Source organism: Nonomuraea sp. NPDC050478 (genome assembly GCF_044458265.1).
Classification (GTDB): domain Bacteria; phylum Actinomycetota; class Actinomycetes; order Streptosporangiales; family Streptosporangiaceae; genus Nonomuraea; species Nonomuraea ferruginea.
Map to the genome: position 1 here is coordinate 841,012 of NZ_JBITHT010000001.1, position 15,395 is coordinate 856,406.

The 15,395-nt window shown below is 72.6% G+C and carries 19 protein-coding genes; 10 read left to right on the forward strand and 9 right to left on the reverse strand.

Annotated features, from left to right (window positions below):
• Positions 1–9: 9 nt before the first annotated feature.
• Entirely contained in the window at positions 10–993 is a 984-nt protein-coding gene (locus ACIBF7_RS03905; RefSeq protein WP_364228909.1) for a hypothetical protein, read from the reverse strand.
• Here ACIBF7_RS03905 and ACIBF7_RS03910 point away from each other — a divergent pair.
• Complete coding sequence (locus tag ACIBF7_RS03910) at positions 968–1,564, forward strand: glycerol-3-phosphate acyltransferase (protein ID WP_364228907.1); 597 nt, start codon at positions 968–970, stop codon at positions 1,562–1,564. The two genes, ACIBF7_RS03905 and ACIBF7_RS03910, sit on opposite strands and share 26 nt — an antisense overlap.
• Here ACIBF7_RS03910 and ACIBF7_RS03915 read toward each other — a convergent pair.
• From ACIBF7_RS03915 to ACIBF7_RS03925, 3 genes are read right to left on the reverse strand one after another with little or no spacing between them, the layout of a single operon-like run.
• Positions 1,515–2,630: a glycosyltransferase gene (locus tag ACIBF7_RS03915; RefSeq protein WP_397196367.1), complete on the reverse strand. Its 1,116-nt coding sequence runs from the start codon at positions 2,628–2,630 to the stop codon at positions 1,515–1,517. The two genes, ACIBF7_RS03910 and ACIBF7_RS03915, sit on opposite strands and share 50 nt — an antisense overlap.
• The gene (locus tag ACIBF7_RS03920) at positions 2,627–4,096 is read right to left on the reverse strand and encodes an NAD(P)/FAD-dependent oxidoreductase (protein WP_187281536.1); all 1,470 of its coding nucleotides are present in this window, start codon (positions 4,094–4,096) and stop codon (positions 2,627–2,629) included. The genes ACIBF7_RS03915 and ACIBF7_RS03920 overlap by 4 nt, the downstream gene beginning before the upstream one ends.
• On the reverse strand, positions 4,084–4,851 hold the full coding sequence (locus ACIBF7_RS03925) for a carotenoid biosynthesis protein (RefSeq protein ID WP_261808971.1): 768 nt from the start codon (positions 4,849–4,851) through the stop codon (positions 4,084–4,086). The genes ACIBF7_RS03920 and ACIBF7_RS03925 overlap by 13 nt, the downstream gene beginning before the upstream one ends.
• Before the next feature lie 170 nt (positions 4,852–5,021).
• Here ACIBF7_RS03925 and ACIBF7_RS03930 point away from each other — a divergent pair, with 170 nt between their 5' ends.
• The 9 genes from ACIBF7_RS03930 (at position 5,022) to ACIBF7_RS03970 (ending at position 10,029) form a co-directional block, all read left to right on the forward strand.
• Positions 5,022–5,981, forward strand: a complete 960-nt coding sequence (locus ACIBF7_RS03930; protein ID WP_148035745.1) for a DUF523 and DUF1722 domain-containing protein — start codon at positions 5,022–5,024, stop codon at positions 5,979–5,981.
• 28 nt (positions 5,982–6,009) lie between these two features.
• Positions 6,010–6,240 (forward strand): DUF2945 domain-containing protein, encoded by a 231-nt coding sequence (locus ACIBF7_RS03935; RefSeq protein ID WP_397196368.1) that lies wholly within the window; start codon positions 6,010–6,012, stop codon positions 6,238–6,240.
• The gene (locus ACIBF7_RS03940; RefSeq protein WP_397196369.1) at positions 6,240–6,572 is read left to right on the forward strand and encodes a DUF3140 domain-containing protein; all 333 of its coding nucleotides are present in this window, start codon (positions 6,240–6,242) and stop codon (positions 6,570–6,572) included. Before ACIBF7_RS03935 ends, ACIBF7_RS03940 begins: the two co-directional genes overlap by 1 nt.
• A gap of 92 nt (positions 6,573–6,664) precedes the next feature.
• On the forward strand, positions 6,665–6,850 hold the full coding sequence (locus ACIBF7_RS03945) for a hypothetical protein (protein WP_397196370.1): 186 nt from the start codon (positions 6,665–6,667) through the stop codon (positions 6,848–6,850).
• Between the two features lie 77 nt (positions 6,851–6,927).
• Positions 6,928–7,317, forward strand: coding sequence for a helix-turn-helix transcriptional regulator (locus ACIBF7_RS03950; protein WP_271275534.1), 390 nt, complete (start codon positions 6,928–6,930; stop codon positions 7,315–7,317).
• The gene (locus ACIBF7_RS03955; protein ID WP_397196371.1) at positions 7,317–8,216 is read left to right on the forward strand and encodes a cation diffusion facilitator family transporter; all 900 of its coding nucleotides are present in this window, start codon (positions 7,317–7,319) and stop codon (positions 8,214–8,216) included. Before ACIBF7_RS03950 ends, ACIBF7_RS03955 begins: the two co-directional genes overlap by 1 nt.
• A gap of 99 nt (positions 8,217–8,315) precedes the next feature.
• Positions 8,316–8,753 (forward strand): hypothetical protein, encoded by a 438-nt coding sequence (locus ACIBF7_RS03960; RefSeq protein ID WP_397196372.1) that lies wholly within the window; start codon positions 8,316–8,318, stop codon positions 8,751–8,753.
• A gap of 35 nt (positions 8,754–8,788) precedes the next feature.
• Positions 8,789–9,334 carry an MFS transporter gene (locus ACIBF7_RS03965; RefSeq protein WP_397196373.1) on the forward strand — a complete coding sequence of 182 codons (546 nt, stop codon included), beginning with the start codon at positions 8,789–8,791 and terminating at the stop codon, positions 9,332–9,334.
• A gap of 110 nt (positions 9,335–9,444) precedes the next feature.
• On the forward strand, positions 9,445–10,029 hold the full coding sequence (locus ACIBF7_RS03970; RefSeq protein WP_397196374.1) for a copper resistance protein CopC: 585 nt from the start codon (positions 9,445–9,447) through the stop codon (positions 10,027–10,029).
• Positions 10,030–10,089: 60 nt separating this feature from the next.
• On the opposite strand, the gene ACIBF7_RS03975 is transcribed toward ACIBF7_RS03970, so the two are convergent.
• From ACIBF7_RS03975 to ACIBF7_RS03995, 5 genes are read right to left on the reverse strand one after another with little or no spacing between them, the layout of a single operon-like run.
• Positions 10,090–11,241: a glycoside hydrolase family 68 protein gene (locus tag ACIBF7_RS03975; RefSeq protein WP_397196375.1), complete on the reverse strand. Its 1,152-nt coding sequence runs from the start codon at positions 11,239–11,241 to the stop codon at positions 10,090–10,092.
• 40 nt (positions 11,242–11,281) lie between these two features.
• Positions 11,282–12,175, reverse strand: coding sequence for an ROK family protein (locus ACIBF7_RS03980; RefSeq protein WP_397196376.1), 894 nt, complete (start codon positions 12,173–12,175; stop codon positions 11,282–11,284).
• Between the two features lie 5 nt (positions 12,176–12,180).
• Positions 12,181–13,005: a carbohydrate ABC transporter permease gene (locus ACIBF7_RS03985; RefSeq protein WP_148035756.1), complete on the reverse strand. Its 825-nt coding sequence runs from the start codon at positions 13,003–13,005 to the stop codon at positions 12,181–12,183.
• Positions 13,002–13,928: a carbohydrate ABC transporter permease gene (locus tag ACIBF7_RS03990; RefSeq protein WP_148035757.1), complete on the reverse strand. Its 927-nt coding sequence runs from the start codon at positions 13,926–13,928 to the stop codon at positions 13,002–13,004. Before ACIBF7_RS03990 ends, ACIBF7_RS03985 begins: the two co-directional genes overlap by 4 nt.
• An 8-nt stretch (positions 13,929–13,936) precedes the next feature.
• Positions 13,937–15,298: an ABC transporter substrate-binding protein gene (locus ACIBF7_RS03995; RefSeq protein WP_397196377.1), complete on the reverse strand. Its 1,362-nt coding sequence runs from the start codon at positions 15,296–15,298 to the stop codon at positions 13,937–13,939.
• Between the last annotated feature and the right edge of the window lie 97 nt (positions 15,299–15,395).

A 15,395-nucleotide genomic window follows, 5' to 3' on the forward strand; every position in this document is an offset into this window, starting at 1 on the left:
ATGACGTCCTCAGCGCAGCGGATCGGCTCCGTCCCAGGTGCCCTCGCTGGCGTACGGGGTGAAGCGGGCGAACAGCTCCTCCGCGTACCAGTCGTCGGCCCGCACGCGCTCGATGACCCGCCGGTGCGCCTCGCCCCGGTAGGCGAAGGCGCGCACCGCCTCGCGGTCGCGCCAGAGCGAGAAGGTCGCCTGCCGGGCCAGCGGCCACTCGCCGATGCCGATCGAGGCCAGGCAGCCGTCCTGCCGCCGCAGCAACTCGTCGACCGGCGGCACCGACCGGTAGAACGCGACCAGGCGGCGAGGCCGGATCGACGCCCTCGTGAGCACCGCCACCGGCCCGCCACCCCGGCGCGCCGCGCCCGCCCCGAAGGCCCCCGGAGCCTCGAAAAGTACCCCGGTCGCCTCGCCCCTAAGGGGCTTCCTTGGGGCGTCGCCAGGCACACCGGACCCCAGGAATCCACCCACACCCTGGACCCGCTCGGACCTGAGGGGCTCCCCCGGGATGTCGCCAGTAGCCCCGGACCTGTAAGACCCGCCCATACCCCGAACCCGCTCGGCCCTGTGGGAGTCCCCGGGGGTGTCGCCGGTGTGCGCCGTAGGCTTGGACGGCCCCCTGGGGGTTTCGCTGGGCTTGAGGGGCGGGGGCGGGGCGAAGGGGTCGCGGCCCGACCAGGCGCCGCGCGAGGCCATCGGGGACAGCCGCGCCTGCCAGTATTCGGACGCCTCAGCCCGCCAGCGGGCCGCGATCGGCGAGGCGCGCAGGAACTCGTCCAGATCGTCCTCGCCGCGCCAGACCGCGAACAGCGCCCACCGGCGCAGGTCGGCGCCGAGGGACATGGCCCGGCCGCGGCCGGTGCCGAGCAGCCGCCAGAACAGCAGCCCGCCGGTGCGCCGCAACAACGGCCGGTCGAAGGCCATGTGCCGCATCGCGCGGGCGCTGTCGTACCGGATGAGGTGGAACGACGCGATGGTTGAGGTGGTGGTGTCGGTCATGGCCGGCTACCTGCTCGGCTCGGTGCCGGTGGCGGTCCTGGTGGCGCGGGCGCACGGCGTGGACCCGCGCGACGTCGGCGACCGCAACCCCGGGTACTGGAACGTCAAGGAGCAGCTCGGCCTGCGGGCCGCCGTGCCGGTGTTCGCCGGTGACACGCTCAAGGGCGCGCTGGCCGCCCTCGTGGCGCTCCTGGTCAGCGGCGTCCACACCACCGCGCTCGGCGTCGTCACCGGGGCGAGCGCGCTGCCGGTGTACCTGGCGGTGGCGGCGGCCATGGCGGGGCACGCTTGGCCGATCTTCGCCGGCTTCCGCGGCGGCCGTTCGATCCTGACCTTCGCGGGGGGCGTCGCGGTCATCTGTCCTCCGGCGTTCGTGCTGGCGGTGACGGCGCTGGTGGTCACCGCCGTGGCGCTGCGCTCGTTCGCGGTGGGGGCGCGCCTGGCGGTGTTCGGCGTGCCGGTGCTGCAACTGCTGTTCGCGCCCGTGGAGCTGGTGGCGGCCACCGGGGGGCTGATGTGCCTCATCGGGCTGCGCTTCGGCCAGGCCGCGCTCGCCGAGCGCCGCCGCTGACCTCCGGGTACGTACGACCGCGCCAGGTCCGTACGGGACGCAGCGTCGCCTGGGTGAGCCGGAACGCGGCGGCGGGGTCGAGCAGCGGCGACAGCAGCAGGCCCAGGCCGGGGGCGCGGTAGCTGCCGCGCAGCGCGCCTGTGAGCAGCAGCCGCGCCGCCAGCAGCGCCGTGTCCAGGCGGGTGGGGCGGCCGGCCGCCAGTCGGAGCACCGGCAGCGCCCCGGTCAGCCAGATGACGGCCAGATCGGCCGCCTGCCAGCCGGGGCCCGTGACGTCGCGCAGCGGGAGCGAGCGGCCCCACTCCCGCCACAGCTCGCCCACCGAGTCGTGCATGTCGACCTCCAGCAGGCCGCCCGCGTCCAGGAAGCCGACCGTCCAGCCCTGCCCCGCCAGGCGCCTGGCCAGCGCCACGTCGTCGGTCATCCGGTCGCGTACCAGCGCGAACCCGTCCGCTTCTGCCATCCGGGCGCGCCGGAAGGCCATGCACTGGCCGTTGGCGACAGCGCGGTGCGGCGGCGGCGGGCTCGCCGGGCCGACGGGCCCGAACCGGTAGACCAGCGTCGCCAGCATGGAGGCGTGCAGGGCCTGTTCGAGCACGCCGTCGCAGACGAACCGGGGGCCGGCGCTCACCAGGTCGTACCGCTCCAGCGTGGCCGCCAACGCGCCGAACAGGCCGGGCCCCGGCCGGGCGTCGGCGTCCAGGGTGACCACGACCTCGCCGCCGGCCGCCGCCACCCCCTGGCGCAGCGCCCACTGCTTGCCCACCCACCCGCCGGGCAGCGGCTCGCCGGTGACGACCTTGGCCCCGGCCGCTGCCGCCACCTCGGCCGTACCGTCGCGGGAGCCGTCGTCGACCACGATCACCTCGGTGACGGCGGGGTCGGAGAGCACGGCCCGCAGGCACGGCCCGATCCTGGCTTCCTCGTCGCGCGCCGGGATCACCACGGAGATCGTCACGCCCGTGTCCCGGCGCGGCCGGAGCGGCGGAAGCCGCCGCCGCCCCCGCGCGAGCCTGGCGAGCGCCACCCCGGCGGCGACCGCCTGTACGACCGTGAGCGACCTCATCGGGAACCACCTCGCACGTCGCTCGCCGTGGGCGGCCCGGTGCGGAAGTCCTGGGCCACCAGGTCGGCCACGATGCGGGCGCCCAGTGTCACCATGGGCAGCCCGCCGCCCGGGTGCGCGGAGCCGCCGACCAGGTACAGGCCGCGCCGGGGGCCGCGGTTGCCGGGGCGCAGGAAGGCCGACAGCCTGCCCCGGTAGGCGCTTCCGTAGATGGCGCCGCCCCAAGCCCCGTAGCGGTCGCGCAGGTCCGCCGGGGTGAAGACGTCGGCGAAGCGCAACCGGCCCGCCAGGTCGTGGCCGCGCTCGGCCAGCCGCTCCAGCACCAGATCCCGGTACGCCGCCACGCTGATCGGCCACCGGCCGGGATCGCGGGCGGGCACGTTGACCAGCATCGTCCAGTTCTCCGCGTCCGCCGGGGCCTGCGAGGGGTCGTCCACGGCCGAGCAGCCGACGTAGATCGTCGGGTCGAGCGGCGGGCTCCCCCGGTCGAAGACGTCGGCGAACTCCCGTTCGTAGTCGGCCGAGAACAGCACCGCATGGTGCGGCAGGCCGGGCGTGCGCCCCTCCACGCCGGCCAGCACCAGCAGCGCCGACGACGAGCGCCCCAGCCGGGCGATCCTGCGCAGCCGCCCACGGTCGGGCAGCAGGCGGCCGTACAGCGCGGCGGCGTCGGTGTTGGCCACCACGACGTCCGACCGGACCCTCTCCCCGCTCGCCAGCCGGACCCCCGTGACGGCGGAGCCACCGGCCTCGACCGCCGCGACCGGCTCGGACAGGAACACCTGCACCCCCGCCGCCTTCAGCAGCAGACCCAGGTCGTCGGCCAGCCGGGCCAGGCCGCCCGGCGCGTACCAGACGCCCTGCCCGTGCTCCAGCGCGGGGACGCACCCCAGCGCGGCGGGCGCGCGGTACGGGCTGGACCCGGCGTAGGTGGCGTAGCGGCCGACGTACTGCCGCAGCCTGGCGTCACGGAAGTAGCGGCGGGCCAGCCCGTCGAGGGTGCGCGCGGGCGCCACGGCCAGCAGGTCGGACAGCCGGGCCTCACCGGGGCGCCGGATCAGCGGCCCGGCGAACACGGTCCGGTCCGCCGCCTCCAGGGCGCCCCTGGCCCAGCCGTGGAAGGCCCGCCAGGCCCGCCCTTCGCCGGGGGCCAGCCGCTCCACCTCCGCGGCCATGCGTTCGGGGTCGCGCCGGGCGTCCAGCACCGTGCCGTCGGCGAACCGGTACCGGCACAGCGGGTCAGGTTCGATCAGCTCGCGGTCCAGGCCCAGCTCGCGGAAGAGGCCGGGCATGGTCAGCAGCGACGGCCCCAGGGAGAAGGCGAACCCGTCACGGCGATGCTCGGCCAGCTTGCCGCCCAGCCGGGGCAGCTGCTCGTACAGCCGGACCTCGTGCCCCCGCCGGGCCAGCAGCAGCGCGCACGCCATGCCGCCCACGCCGCCGCCGACCACCGTCACCTCTGCCATGACCGCCTCCAGGCCGGCGCGGCGAACGCGCCCATCGTGATCCCGCCGGCCGCCGCCACCAGCGGGTCGGTCGGGTCGAACACCGCGGCGAAGGCGATCGTCTCCATGACCGCCATGACCGTGTAGACCGCGAGCAGCCCTCGCCCCGGCGCGGCGTCGCCGGCGACGCGCCCGACGACCAGCATGACCAGGGCCGACACCAGCAGCCAGCCGGCGAAGTTGCTCAACGGGATGCCCCGGTAGAAGCCGTCGTCCGCCGCCCACGTCCACAGGCCGAGTCGGACCATCTGCGGGTCGAGGAACAGGTCCCACGCCGTCAGCGCGGCCGCGCCCGCGCAGACGCGCGCCCAGCCGCCGAAGAGGGTGGCGGCGACCGCGTACGCGGCGAGCCCCATGCCGCCCCACGCCACCGCCACCACGACGGGCACGCCGCCCACCTGGGGCCACAGCACGTCGCTGTAGGCGTACTCGCCGAACGGGAACCCGGTCAGCACCCCGACCACCTCGGCCGCGTACCCGGTCAGCACGGCCGCCCCGAACGCGGCCAGCGCCCGGCGCGTCCCCCACGCGCCGGCGGCGAAGGCGACGGCGGACGCGGCGAGCAGCGCCACGATCAGCCCGGTGAACCGTTCCGGCCGCGCGGCCAGCCCGGACGCCACCTGGAGGCCGACCATGGCCAGCAGGGACAGGACTCCCAGGGCGCGGGCCGGCCCGAGGGCCACGCGCCCCGCCTGTTCGCTTCTCGTCTGTTCCACACACTGTCTTTCGAAGCCGTCGCGATCACGGATGCACGTGCCCGATGGCGTCCCAAACGAGCGCCATGGCGGTCCGAGCATCGGGACAAGATTTCCCCGCGCCGCTGTGACCAGGTCCGACGCCGGCCTGCGGGTGGCGTGCGGCGACCCGTTGTGGGCAGCTGTGGGGCATGGTTGAGGACCAGTGCCTGGGCAGGCCGCGGGTGGCGGTGTCGAGCTGCCTGCTCGGCGCGCGCGTACGGCACAACGGCAACCACAGCCGTGCCCGCTACCTCACCGACGAGCTGGCGCCGTTCGTGGACTGGGTGCCGATCTGCCCGGAGATGGAGATCGGCCTCGGCACCCCCCGCGAGTCGCTGCGGCTCGAACGCTCCCCCAGCGGCCCCCGGCTCATGACCAGGAACACCGGCTGTGACCTCACGCCCGCCATGACCGGGCTGGCCGCCGAGCGGTCCGCCGGGCTGGACGTCGACGGGTACGTGTTCAAGGCGAAGAGCCCGAGCTGCGGCATCCACGGCATCCCGCTCTACGACGGGGAGACGATGGTGACCCGGCAGAACCGGGGCCTGTTCGCCGACGCGGTGATCGAGAGCCATCCCCTGCTGCCCGTGGAGGACGAGGGCCGGCTCCGCGACGCCGTCCTGCGGGAGGCGTTCACCGAGCGGATCTTCGCCCACGCGCGCCTGCGCGAGCTGCTGCGGAGCGACTGGCGGCCGCGCGACCTGGTGGCCTTCCAGTCCCGGCACAAGATGCAGCTGCTCGCGCACTCCACCGAGGGCTACCGCGAGACCGGCCGCCTGGTCGCGGAGGCGGGCACGCGCCCGCGCGAGGAGCTCGCCGGCGCGTACGGCACCGCGTTCCGCACCGCGATGGCGGTCAAGGCGTCGGTCGGGCGCAACGTCAACGTCCTGCAGCACTGCCTCGGCATGCTCGGTGACGAGCTCGACCCGGTCCGCCGGGCCGACCTGGCCGAGGTCATCGCCTCCTACCAGGAGCGCCGGGTGGCGCTCAGCGTGCCGCTCGCCCTGCTGCGCCACCACGCCCGCGGCGAAGCCGCCACCTACGTCCAGAACCAGACATACTTCCTCCCGTATCCGGACGAGCTGGGCCTGCGCAACCATGTCGTGTGACGTGCGCGGGCCCGGGTATGCGCAGGTCATGGCCGATAAACGGAAGAAGGACCCGTCGGTGGGCGACGAGGTCACCTGGCGCAGCCACGGTTCCACCACCCACGGCAAGGTCGAGAAGAAGATCACCAAACGGGAGAAGGAGGCCGGCCGTACCGTGGCCGCCTCGCCCGACGAGCCCCAGTACGTGGTGCGCAGCGAGAAGAGCGGCAAGAAGGCCGTGCACAAGCCGTCGGCCCTGCGCAAGGACAAGGGCTCCTGATGACCGGGGAGGAGGAGCGGGCGATCGCGGCCGAGTTCGGCAAGGCGGTGAACATGACCGCCGGAGAGCTGAAGCGCTGGCTCGACACGGACGAGTCCAAGGCGGTCGGGCAGAAGGACGGCGGCGGCGAGTCCACCGGCCACGAGTCCGGCCGCAAGATCGTCGAACTGCTCCACAAGAAGGAGCCGGCTCTCACCGAGCAGGACTACGCGCACATGCGCAAGGTGATCGGCTACGTGCACCGCCACCTGGCGCAGCGGCCGTCCGGCGACGTCCGGGAGACCAGATGGCGTTACTCGCTGATGAACTGGGGCCACGACCCCCTCAAGTGACCGCGGTCCCGCGTCCGGGATGACACCTGTCACGGCCCTTCGATGACCGCGGTCTCTACCTCGGCACCGCCCCGTCCGGCGAAGATCTGACCATGACGAACGACAAGAAGACCTCTCCCGACTGGACGCTCGGAATGGCCTGCGGGCTGGCCATCGGCATGGGCCTCGGCGTCACCCTGCACGACCTCCTTCTGGGGATCTCGCTGTCCCTCTGCTTCGGGGTCGCCCTCGCGTACGCGCTTGCGCCGCGCGAGGCGGACACCGCGGACGCCGAGTAGCCCTCCTCTGACGGCTTGACAGCTGATCCAGAGCACCGGCTACTCTCTCATATATGAACAGCTCTTCAAGTGACAGTGTGTTGACCATCGACGGGTGCAGCGTCAAGGTGGTCGACGGTGACCGGGTGGCCGCCGTGCGCGAGCGGATGCCCGCCCCCGAGGACGTGGTCGACACCGCCGACGTCTTCGGCCTGCTGTCGGACCCCAACCGGCTGCGGCTGCTGGTCGCGTTGCTGGACGGAGAGCTGTGCGTGTGCGACCTCGCGGCGGTGACCGGGCAGAGCGAGTCGGCCGTCTCCCACGCCCTGCGGCTGCTGCGCGCGCACCGCATCGTGGCCGCCCGGCGGTCCGGCCGGATGGCGTACTACCGGCTTGAGGACCCGCACGTGCGGATGCTGCTGGACCTGGCGCTGGAGCACACCGGACACACCGAGGCGATCCACCCAGAGCGCGGCGGGGACCACTGATGGGCACCGGGCACGGGCACGGCCACGCGGCCGACCGGCACCGCTGGCGGCTGGCGGTCTCCTTCGCCCTGATCGGCGCGTTCTTCGTGGTGGAGCTCGTCTACGGTCTCCTCTCCGGCTCGCTGGCGCTGCTGTCGGACGCCGGCCACATGGCCGCCGACGTGGTCACCCTCGGCGCGGCGCTGGTCGCCACGCGGATCGCCACCCGGCCCGACACCACCGGCCGGCGCAGCTACGGCTCCTACCGCGCCGAGGTGTTCGCCTCGCTGCTGGCCGTGGTGCTGATGATCGTCGTCTCGGTCTACGTGGTGGCCGAGGCGATCGGCCGCATCGGCCACCACGTGGAGGTCTCCTCCGGCCCGATGCTGGTCGTCGGCGCGCTCGGCCTGGCGGTCAACCTGGTCGCCCTGATGCTGCTGCGTTCCGGCGCCGCCGAGAGCCTGAACGTCAAGGGCGCCTACCTGGAGGTCGTGGCCGACACCGCCGGCTCCGTCGGCGTCATCGTCGCCGGCTGGCTGGTCGCGACCACCGGCCGGCCCATCTGGGACACCGTCATCGCCCTGGCCATCGGCGTCTTCGTCGCCGCCCGGGCGATCTCGCTCGGCCGCCAGGTCTTCGCCGTGCTGGGCCAGCACGTCCCCGAAGGCATCGACGCCGGCGCCGTGGCCCAGGACCTGTCCGCCATCGACGGCGTCCGCGACGTGCACGACCTGCACCTGTGGACGCTGACGTCCGGCATGAACGTCGCCACCGCCCACCTGGTCACCGCCGACCAGAGCGACAACCACGCGGTGCTGGACCAGGCGCGCGACCTGCTGCTCCAGCGGCACGGCGTGGCGCACGCCACCTTGCAGGTCGAGCCCGCCGACCACAGCGGCTGCGACGAACTCGGCTGGTGACCCGAGCCCGGGGGCGGACGCGGCGCCGATCGAACTTCTTCGCCCGGGGTGCGTATCTCGGTATGGAAGAGCTCTGCCTACACCCCCGGGGACCGCACCATGAAGACTTTCGTCGGCAAGCCGCTCGGCGCCGCGTGCGCCGTGGTTCTCGGCACGCTCCTCACCGCGTGCTCGGCGCCGGCCGCGGGGGAACCCGCGGCGGCGCATCACGCCCACGCGGCTCCACCGGCCGCCGCCGCCAAGCCGGCGACCGCGGCGAGCATCGACCAGATCGGCGCCGCGCTCGGCTGCCCCAGCCCCGACGTGCAGATCGACGCCGACGAGCTACGGCAGGCCGTCTGCCGGACGTCCGCGGCCCACTCCGTCCTGGTCACCTTCACCACGGGCAAGGGCCAGCGCGACTGGCTGGACGCCGCCCAGCCGTACGGCGGCACCTACCTGGTGGGCGAGCGCTGGGTGGTCGTCTCCGACCCGGCGGTGCTGGAAGGCCTGCGCGCGAAGCTCGGCGGCGCCATCGAGTCGACGCAGCACCACTGACCAGGACCGCGGCACCCGGCTGAGAGGATGGGCACATGGCCCCGGTCCTCCGTCTGATCCGCGCGGCCGCCTTCGCGGCGGTCTGCGTCGTGGTCTCGGCTTGCGGCCACCTGTTCGCCGGCGGCGGCGCGATATCGGGGTCCGCGCTGGTGATCAGCCTGATCGCGTCCTTCGCCCTCGCCCTCGCCTGCAACAGGCGCGAGCGTACGCGGGAAGCCGTGCTCACCGCGACCGTGCTCGCCCAGCTCGTCCTGCACCAGACGTTCGCGCAGGTCGCGCCCGGCGGCGTCACCTCCACGGACCACGGCCACACGAACGCCGGCATGGCGCTGGTCCACCTGACCCTCGCGCTGCTCAGCGGCTGGTGGCTGCACCAGGGCGAGAGCGTCGTGTGGACGATGCTGCGGCTGTGGGGGGTCGCGCCGCTGCGGCTGCTGCTCCTGGTGCTCGCCTCGCCCGTACGGGCTCCCCGGTGCGTGCGGCCGGTTCGGTCCGCCGACCGGAGCGGTCCCCGGCGCTCCCTGGAGTTCACGGCGGCGGTGCACCGGCGCGGCCCGCCCGCGCTCGCCCGCGCCGGCTGACGTACGCGTCCCCCGGCGCCCCGTGGTCATCAGGTGCGCGCGTCGTCACAGCCGTGCGCCCGCTCGGCATACCCGGCTGAGGGCCGGGCCTGTACCTACGGAGTTGCACGATGGCGATCGCGCCGCGTTCCATCCTGGCCGCGCTGATATGCGGCCTGCTTGTGGTGTTCTGTTCTCCCGCCGCACTGGCTCACGACTCGTTGAAGGCGAGCTCACCGGCCAAGGACGCCACCGTCACCTCGCTCGACGAGATCGAGCTGGAGTTCACCTCCCGCGTCCGCATGCCCTTCGTGGCCCTGCGCGACGCCGGGGACCGGCAGGTGGACCTCGGCGAGCCGCAGGTCGAGGGGAAGTTCGTCCGGACCGGGGTGCCCGAGCCGCTGCCGGCCGGGAAGTACGTCATCGCCTGGCGGGTGGTGTCGTCCGACGGCCACCCGATCGAGGGCGAGATCCCCTTCACGGCCGAGGGCGAGCCCTCACCGGAGCCGTCCACGCCGACCCCGGCCGCCGAGCGGAGCACGCCGCCGAGCGTCCCCGCCGAGACCACCGCGCCCGCGGCGCCGGAGAGTTCCGCCGTCGCCGCGGCCGAGGCGGGCGACGGGATCCCCGGCTGGATCTGGGTGGCCGCCGCGGCGCTCGCGCTGGTGGGTGTCGGCCTCTGGCTGGCGGGTTCCAGGGCGAAGCGGCCGGAGTGAACGGGCGGACGCCGGGGTTCTTGCGGCCCCGGCGCCGGTCCGTCGGAACACCGACCTCCTTCAGGACGGTGACCATGTGACCGGGCTGACAGAGGTGGTCATGCCGTTGAGTACGAGCCTGAGCATGGGGGCGACGGTGCCGCCGAAACCGGCCCGCGCCTGCGCCGCTCCCGCGGATCGGGGGTCCATGCCCTGGTGGGAGCGGTAGTTGGCGAAGCTGACCACGCGGAGATCCGGCAGCACCAGCCAGGCGTAGGCCTGGTCGGGTGCGACGGAGGGGTTCTGGATCACGAGTCCGGAGCTGTTCAGCGGTTCGTACGGGCCGGTCAGGCTGGGCGCGGCGAAGCCGTACAGCCCCGTGGGCGCACGGTCGGCCGGGTGGAACGAATGGCGGTGGGTGGAGAAGAAGAGGTAGTACCAGGAGTCGTGCACGATGACGTGCGGTCGCTCCAGCTCGTGGTTGACGCCTTCGGCGACGAGCAGGGGCGGAAGCAGGGACCAGGCGCCGTCCCGTGACTCGGCCAGGGCGATCGCACCGGTGAAGCCGTCCTCCCAGGCGGTGGACGCGGCGACGAGCAGGTAGTCGCGCCCGTCGGCCGGGTCGCGGAACCAGCCGGGATCGCGGAAGGCTCTGATGCGGCCCGGCGCCCCGTCGGACTCGTCGGCCGGCAGATACGTCAGGCCGTCGGAGCGCAGGACCTCGCGGTGCTCGGCGTCTCGTCCCAGCAGGACCCCGCCGCGGTCCGCGACCAGGGCGGGGCGGGTCTCGATGACGCTCTGCCGGTAGGTCGGGCGTGCTTCGCCCCGCCGTCCGGCGGCCGTGTAGAACACGGACACGGTGCCGTCGGGCCGGCGGACCGCTGACCCCGACCATTCACGGCTGCCGGGCGAGGCGCCGTCAGCGAAGGCGTTCCCCAGGTCCTCCCACGCGTCGCCGCTCTTGCCGAGCAGGCGGATCCGGGCCTGGTCATGGCGCTCTTCGGGATGACCGAGGGCGGGAGCCGACAGGGCCATCCACAGTTCCCGGCCGCCGATCACGCTCGGTGAGCCGTCCTCCTCCTGAATCGGCCACAGGTCCCACAGATCGAGGTCCGGCAGGATCCTCGGCAGGGCCGGGGGATCGATGACGGGAGCCGTGGCCGTGCCGGTCTCGGTGAGCTGATCGAGGTGCCGGCGGGTCCATGGGGCGCCTGACCGTCCTCGGGAGTGCATGGATGATCTCTTCTTTCACTGGTGGGATGTGCTCTGTCGGTCACGCGAAGCAGCGCATGGCGAGTTCGACGGCGCCCGTGATGCCGGCGTGGTCGCCGAGCGAAGGGCTGACCACGTACTCGTCCATGGCGGCCCGATCGGTCAGCGCCGAGATCTCGGGGTAGCCGGCGGCGAGGTCGAACGCGCGTGCCCTCGTTCGTCCCATCAGCCCGGCGCGCCTGGTGACGCCACCCCCGACGATGATCCGCTCGGGTGACAGCGCGTAGGTCAGGTTCATGACGGCGTGGGCCACGTATTCGGCCTCGAGCTCCCACGCCGCCGGGTCGTCCAGGTCCTCGGCGCGCTGTCCCCACCGCCGGCGCATCGCCTCGCCGGAGGCGAGGCCTTCCAGGCAGTCCCCGTGAAAGGGGCAACTGCCCGCGAACGGGTCCCTGGTCCGATCGTGCGGGATGCGGACGTGGCCGAACTCCGGATGCAGCAGACCGTGCAGCGGCCGGCCGTTCACCACCGCTCCCACGCCGATGCCGGTGCCCACGGTCATGTAGGCGACCGTGCCCAGCCCTCGTCCCGCTCCGCGCCGCCACTCGCCCAGCGCGGCGGCGTTCACGTCGGTGTCGAGGCCGACGGGAACGCGCAGCGCGGCGCGCAGCGGGGAGACGACGTCGGTGCCGGACCACCCGGGCTTGGGCGTGGCGGTGATGTGGCCGTACGTCGGTGAGCCCGTCCGCAGATCGACAGGGCCGAAGCTGCCCACGCCGACCGCGGCGAGCGTCCGGTGGTCCCGGAAGAACCGCACGGCCGCGGTGATGGTCGTCTCCGGTGTGGTCGTCGGTATCACGCGGGTCGCGAGCACCTTCCCGTCGGCGTCGGCGATCGCGCACACCCACTTCGTCCCGCCCGCCTCGATCCCGCCGTAGAGCGGCGGCGCGCTCATCGCCGTCATCCTTTCAGTGAGCCCTGCAGCAGGGCCTTGACGAAGTGACGCTGGAAGATGAGGAAGATCACCAGCGTGGGGGTCAGGATCAGCAGTGATCCGGCGCAGAGCAGCGGGATGTCGGTGCCCCACTGGCCCTGGAAAGCGCCCAGCGCGCCGGACATCGTCCGTTTGGCAGGGTCGTCGACCAGGACGATGGCCAGCAGGAACTGGTTCCAGGTCCACAGGAACAGCAGGATGCCCAGGGACGAGATCGCCGGCATGGCCAGGGGGACGTGAATGCGGCGGAACAGCTGCCAGGTAGTGGCGCCGTCCATCCGGGCGCTCTCGGACAGCTCCCCGGGCATGTTGACGAAGTGGGCGCGCATCCAGAAGACGCTGAACGGCATGAACAGGCCGATGAGCGGCAGGATGATGGCCCACCGCGTGTTGAGGAGTCCCATGTCGCGGATCTGGTAGTACAACGGCGTGATGATGCCCTCGAACGGGAGGGTCAGACCGAGCACGAACAGCAGGAAGATCACTCGTCCGCCGATCACGCGCAGGTGGCCGATGGCGAAGCCGGCCATCGTGCCCAGCAGGATCGAGATCGGGACCACACCCAGCACGATGAGCCCGCTCGACTTCAGCAGTTCGCCCATGTTGGCCGCCTCGAAGGCCCGCACGAAGTTGCCCCACTGCGGGTCGTCCGGCCAGGCCAGTCCGGCCGGGTAGGTGCGCGAGGGGTGCAGGGCGGTGACGAACAGGCTGAGGAACGGCAGAAGCGTGACCGCCATCATGAGGATGAGCAGGAACCTGCCGGTCCACGCCTCCCGCCACGCGATGCTCATCGGTCGCCGTCCTTCGCGAACCACTGGATCGGAAGGGCGCAGGCGATCACGAGGACCATGAGCACCACGGCCAGGGCCGAGGCCATGCCAACCTCGCGTTCGGAGAAGGCGAGGTAGAAGATCTGCAGGCCGGGCACCATGGTCGTGTTGCCGGGCCCGCCCTGGGTGGAGATGTAGATGATGTCGAAGCTGGCCAGCGCCGCGATCACGGTCACGGTGACGCAGACCGCGATCTCCTGGCGCAGGCTCGGGACCGTGATGGAGACGAACTCCCGCCACGGCCCGGCGCCGTCGAGCCGGGCCGCCTCGTACAACGCGGGATCGATCTTGCTCATGCCGGCCAGGAGCAGCAGCGTGCACAGGCCCAGCAGGACCCACGCGCCGATCATGCCGACCGCGGGCAGGGCGGTGGCGAAGTCACCCAGCCAGGCCCGCGTCACCCCGCCGAGGCCGATGAGCGAGAGCAACTGGTTGATCACTCCGGTGGAGGCCAGCAGCCAGCTCCACGCGATGCCGGCGGCCACCAGCGGGATGACCTGCGGCAGGAAGAGCACGGTCCGGGCCACGACGGCAAGCCTGCTCTGGGCGATGCGCCTGATCGTCGCGGCGATCGCCAGGCCCAGCACGACGGGGATCGCGCTGAAGAACACGATCAGCTGAAAGGCGTTGACGAGCGAGTCGAACAGGTCGGGATCGGTGAAGACCTTGCCGTAGTTGGCCAGCCCCACCCAGGTGGAGGCGCCGATGCCGTTCCAGTCGTACAGCGAGTACTGGAACGTCAGGGTGATCGGGCGCAGCACGAACACCGCGTAGAAGGCGAGCGCCGGGGCGACGAACAGCCAGCCGACCAGGCCGCGCGTGCCGCCCAGCATGGTCACGACCGGCCGCCGGCGCGCGGCTCGGGCGCCGGCACGGCTGCTCATCACCGGTCTCAGTTCCCTTCGACCTGGGCGGCGTAGTCCGCCTGGACCGTCTTCAGCAGTTCCTGCGGCGTCTGCTCTCCGCCCACCAGCTTCTGCAGTTGCGGCGTCCAGCTCTTGGCGTAGATGGCGCCTGTGGCGTTGGCGATGAAGTCCATCGCGCCGTTGTCCTCGGCGATGTCCGCCCCGGCCGCCAGAGTGCTCGCGGTGACCTGGTCCGAGGCGACGTCCGGCATGTAAGCGTCGGCCGGTCCCATCGGACGCGATCCGCCGACCTCGACGCCGATCGTGCGTGCCTGCTTGTCGGTGGCCACCCAGTCGAGGAAGAAGGCGGCGCAGTCGGCGTTCTTGGCGTTCGCGGCGATGCCGAAGGTGAGGGGGGCCGACATCGCGGCCAGTTTGCCGCCCTGCTGGGCCGGCGGCATCAGGGAGAAGCCGACGTTGCCCGGCATCTGCTTGTCGAGGTTGCCCGACTCCCAGTCGCCGTTGAACATGAACAGGCCCTGACCGTCGATGAAGCGGCTCATCATGGTCGCGTAGTCGACCGCGTTGACGTCCTTCTGGAAGTATCCTGCCTTGATCCATCGCTCCAGGTGCTGGACGGCCTGCAGGTTCGACGGGGTGTCGATGCTGGCGCCGGGCTTCTGGAAGATCCAGTCGTTGATGGGCCCGGCCGGGCCGTAGGAGGCCATGAGGTTTTGCAGCGGGAACGCCAGGCCGCCGGTGGCGCCGCCGTTGAACTGGACGATGGGCGTGATACCCGCCTTCTTGGCCTTCTCCAGCACCTCGTCGAACTCCGCCAGCGTGGTGGGCGGGGCGGACATCCCGATCTTGGTGGCGAGCTCCTTGTTGTAGAAGACGCCGGTCATGCTGGAGTTGAGCCCCAGGGCGTACAGCGAGCCCTCGCCGCGCGGCCGCCCGCCCTGGCCCAGGCGCAGCTGCTCAAGTTGGGAGGCCGGCCACTCGTCCCAGCCGAACGCCGTCGCGTAGCCGTCCAGGTTCTTCAGCAGGTTGTCCTTGACCAGCTCGGAGACCTGGGGCAGGCGCATCAGGTCGGGCGGGTTGTCCGCCAGCACGCGCGGCGCGTTCTGGGTGATCACCGCGAACTGGTCCTCGCGGAGGTTCCACGTGACGTTCGGGTGCTGCTTGGTGAACTCGGTGGTCAGCGCCTTGGGCAGCGGGAAGCCGGTCTCGAAGTAGCCGCTCATGGTGATCGGCTCCGTCCCGCACGTGGGTGCGGAGGACACCGGCGACGAGGCGGTGGCCTGAGGCTGCGGGTTGTCGCTGCCGGGCGCCGCGCAGGCGGCGGCCAGCGTCCCCATGGCGATCACCAGCGCGGCCCCGGACCTGCCGCGGCGACCTCGACGAGCCATGTGCGTCTCCTCTGCTGCTTGGGACGATCGGCGCCGGGCGGCGTCCGCCTCCGTTGCTAAATCGGGTTAGCGCCGATAGTCTCATCCTGCGCGTCGC

Bases quoted from the DNA above. Each gene is read 5' to 3' on its own strand.
- ACIBF7_RS03960 (WP_397196372.1), top strand. From the start codon at position 8,316: ATGAAGACTTTCGTCGGCAAGCCGCTCGGCGCCGCGTGCGCCGTGGTT.
- ACIBF7_RS03920 (WP_187281536.1), bottom strand. From the start codon at position 4,096: ATGGCAGAGGTGACGGTGGTCGGCGGCGGCGTGGGCGGCATGGCGTGC.
- ACIBF7_RS03915 (WP_397196367.1), bottom strand. From the start codon at position 2,630: ATGAGGTCGCTCACGGTCGTACAGGCGGTCGCCGCCGGGGTGGCGCTC.
- ACIBF7_RS03910 (WP_364228907.1), top strand. From the start codon at position 968: ATGGTTGAGGTGGTGGTGTCGGTCATGGCCGGCTACCTGCTCGGCTCG.
- ACIBF7_RS03940 (WP_397196369.1), top strand. From the start codon at position 6,240: ATGACCGGGGAGGAGGAGCGGGCGATCGCGGCCGAGTTCGGCAAGGCG.
- ACIBF7_RS03905 (WP_364228909.1), bottom strand. From the start codon at position 993: ATGACCGACACCACCACCTCAACCATCGCGTCGTTCCACCTCATCCGG.
- ACIBF7_RS03965 (WP_397196373.1), top strand. From the start codon at position 8,789: ATGGCCCCGGTCCTCCGTCTGATCCGCGCGGCCGCCTTCGCGGCGGTC.
- ACIBF7_RS03930 (WP_148035745.1), top strand. From the start codon at position 5,022: ATGGTTGAGGACCAGTGCCTGGGCAGGCCGCGGGTGGCGGTGTCGAGC.
- ACIBF7_RS03955 (WP_397196371.1), top strand. From the start codon at position 7,317: ATGGGCACCGGGCACGGGCACGGCCACGCGGCCGACCGGCACCGCTGG.
- ACIBF7_RS03975 (WP_397196375.1), bottom strand. From the start codon at position 11,241: ATGCACTCCCGAGGACGGTCAGGCGCCCCATGGACCCGCCGGCACCTC.
- ACIBF7_RS03985 (WP_148035756.1), bottom strand. From the start codon at position 13,005: ATGAGCATCGCGTGGCGGGAGGCGTGGACCGGCAGGTTCCTGCTCATC.
- ACIBF7_RS03980 (WP_397196376.1), bottom strand. From the start codon at position 12,175: ATGAGCGCGCCGCCGCTCTACGGCGGGATCGAGGCGGGCGGGACGAAG.
- ACIBF7_RS03945 (WP_397196370.1), top strand. From the start codon at position 6,665: ATGACGAACGACAAGAAGACCTCTCCCGACTGGACGCTCGGAATGGCC.
- ACIBF7_RS03970 (WP_397196374.1), top strand. From the start codon at position 9,445: ATGGCGATCGCGCCGCGTTCCATCCTGGCCGCGCTGATATGCGGCCTG.
- ACIBF7_RS03995 (WP_397196377.1), bottom strand. From the start codon at position 15,298: ATGGCTCGTCGAGGTCGCCGCGGCAGGTCCGGGGCCGCGCTGGTGATC.
- ACIBF7_RS03935 (WP_397196368.1), top strand. From the start codon at position 6,010: ATGGCCGATAAACGGAAGAAGGACCCGTCGGTGGGCGACGAGGTCACC.
- ACIBF7_RS03990 (WP_148035757.1), bottom strand. From the start codon at position 13,928: ATGAGCAGCCGTGCCGGCGCCCGAGCCGCGCGCCGGCGGCCGGTCGTG.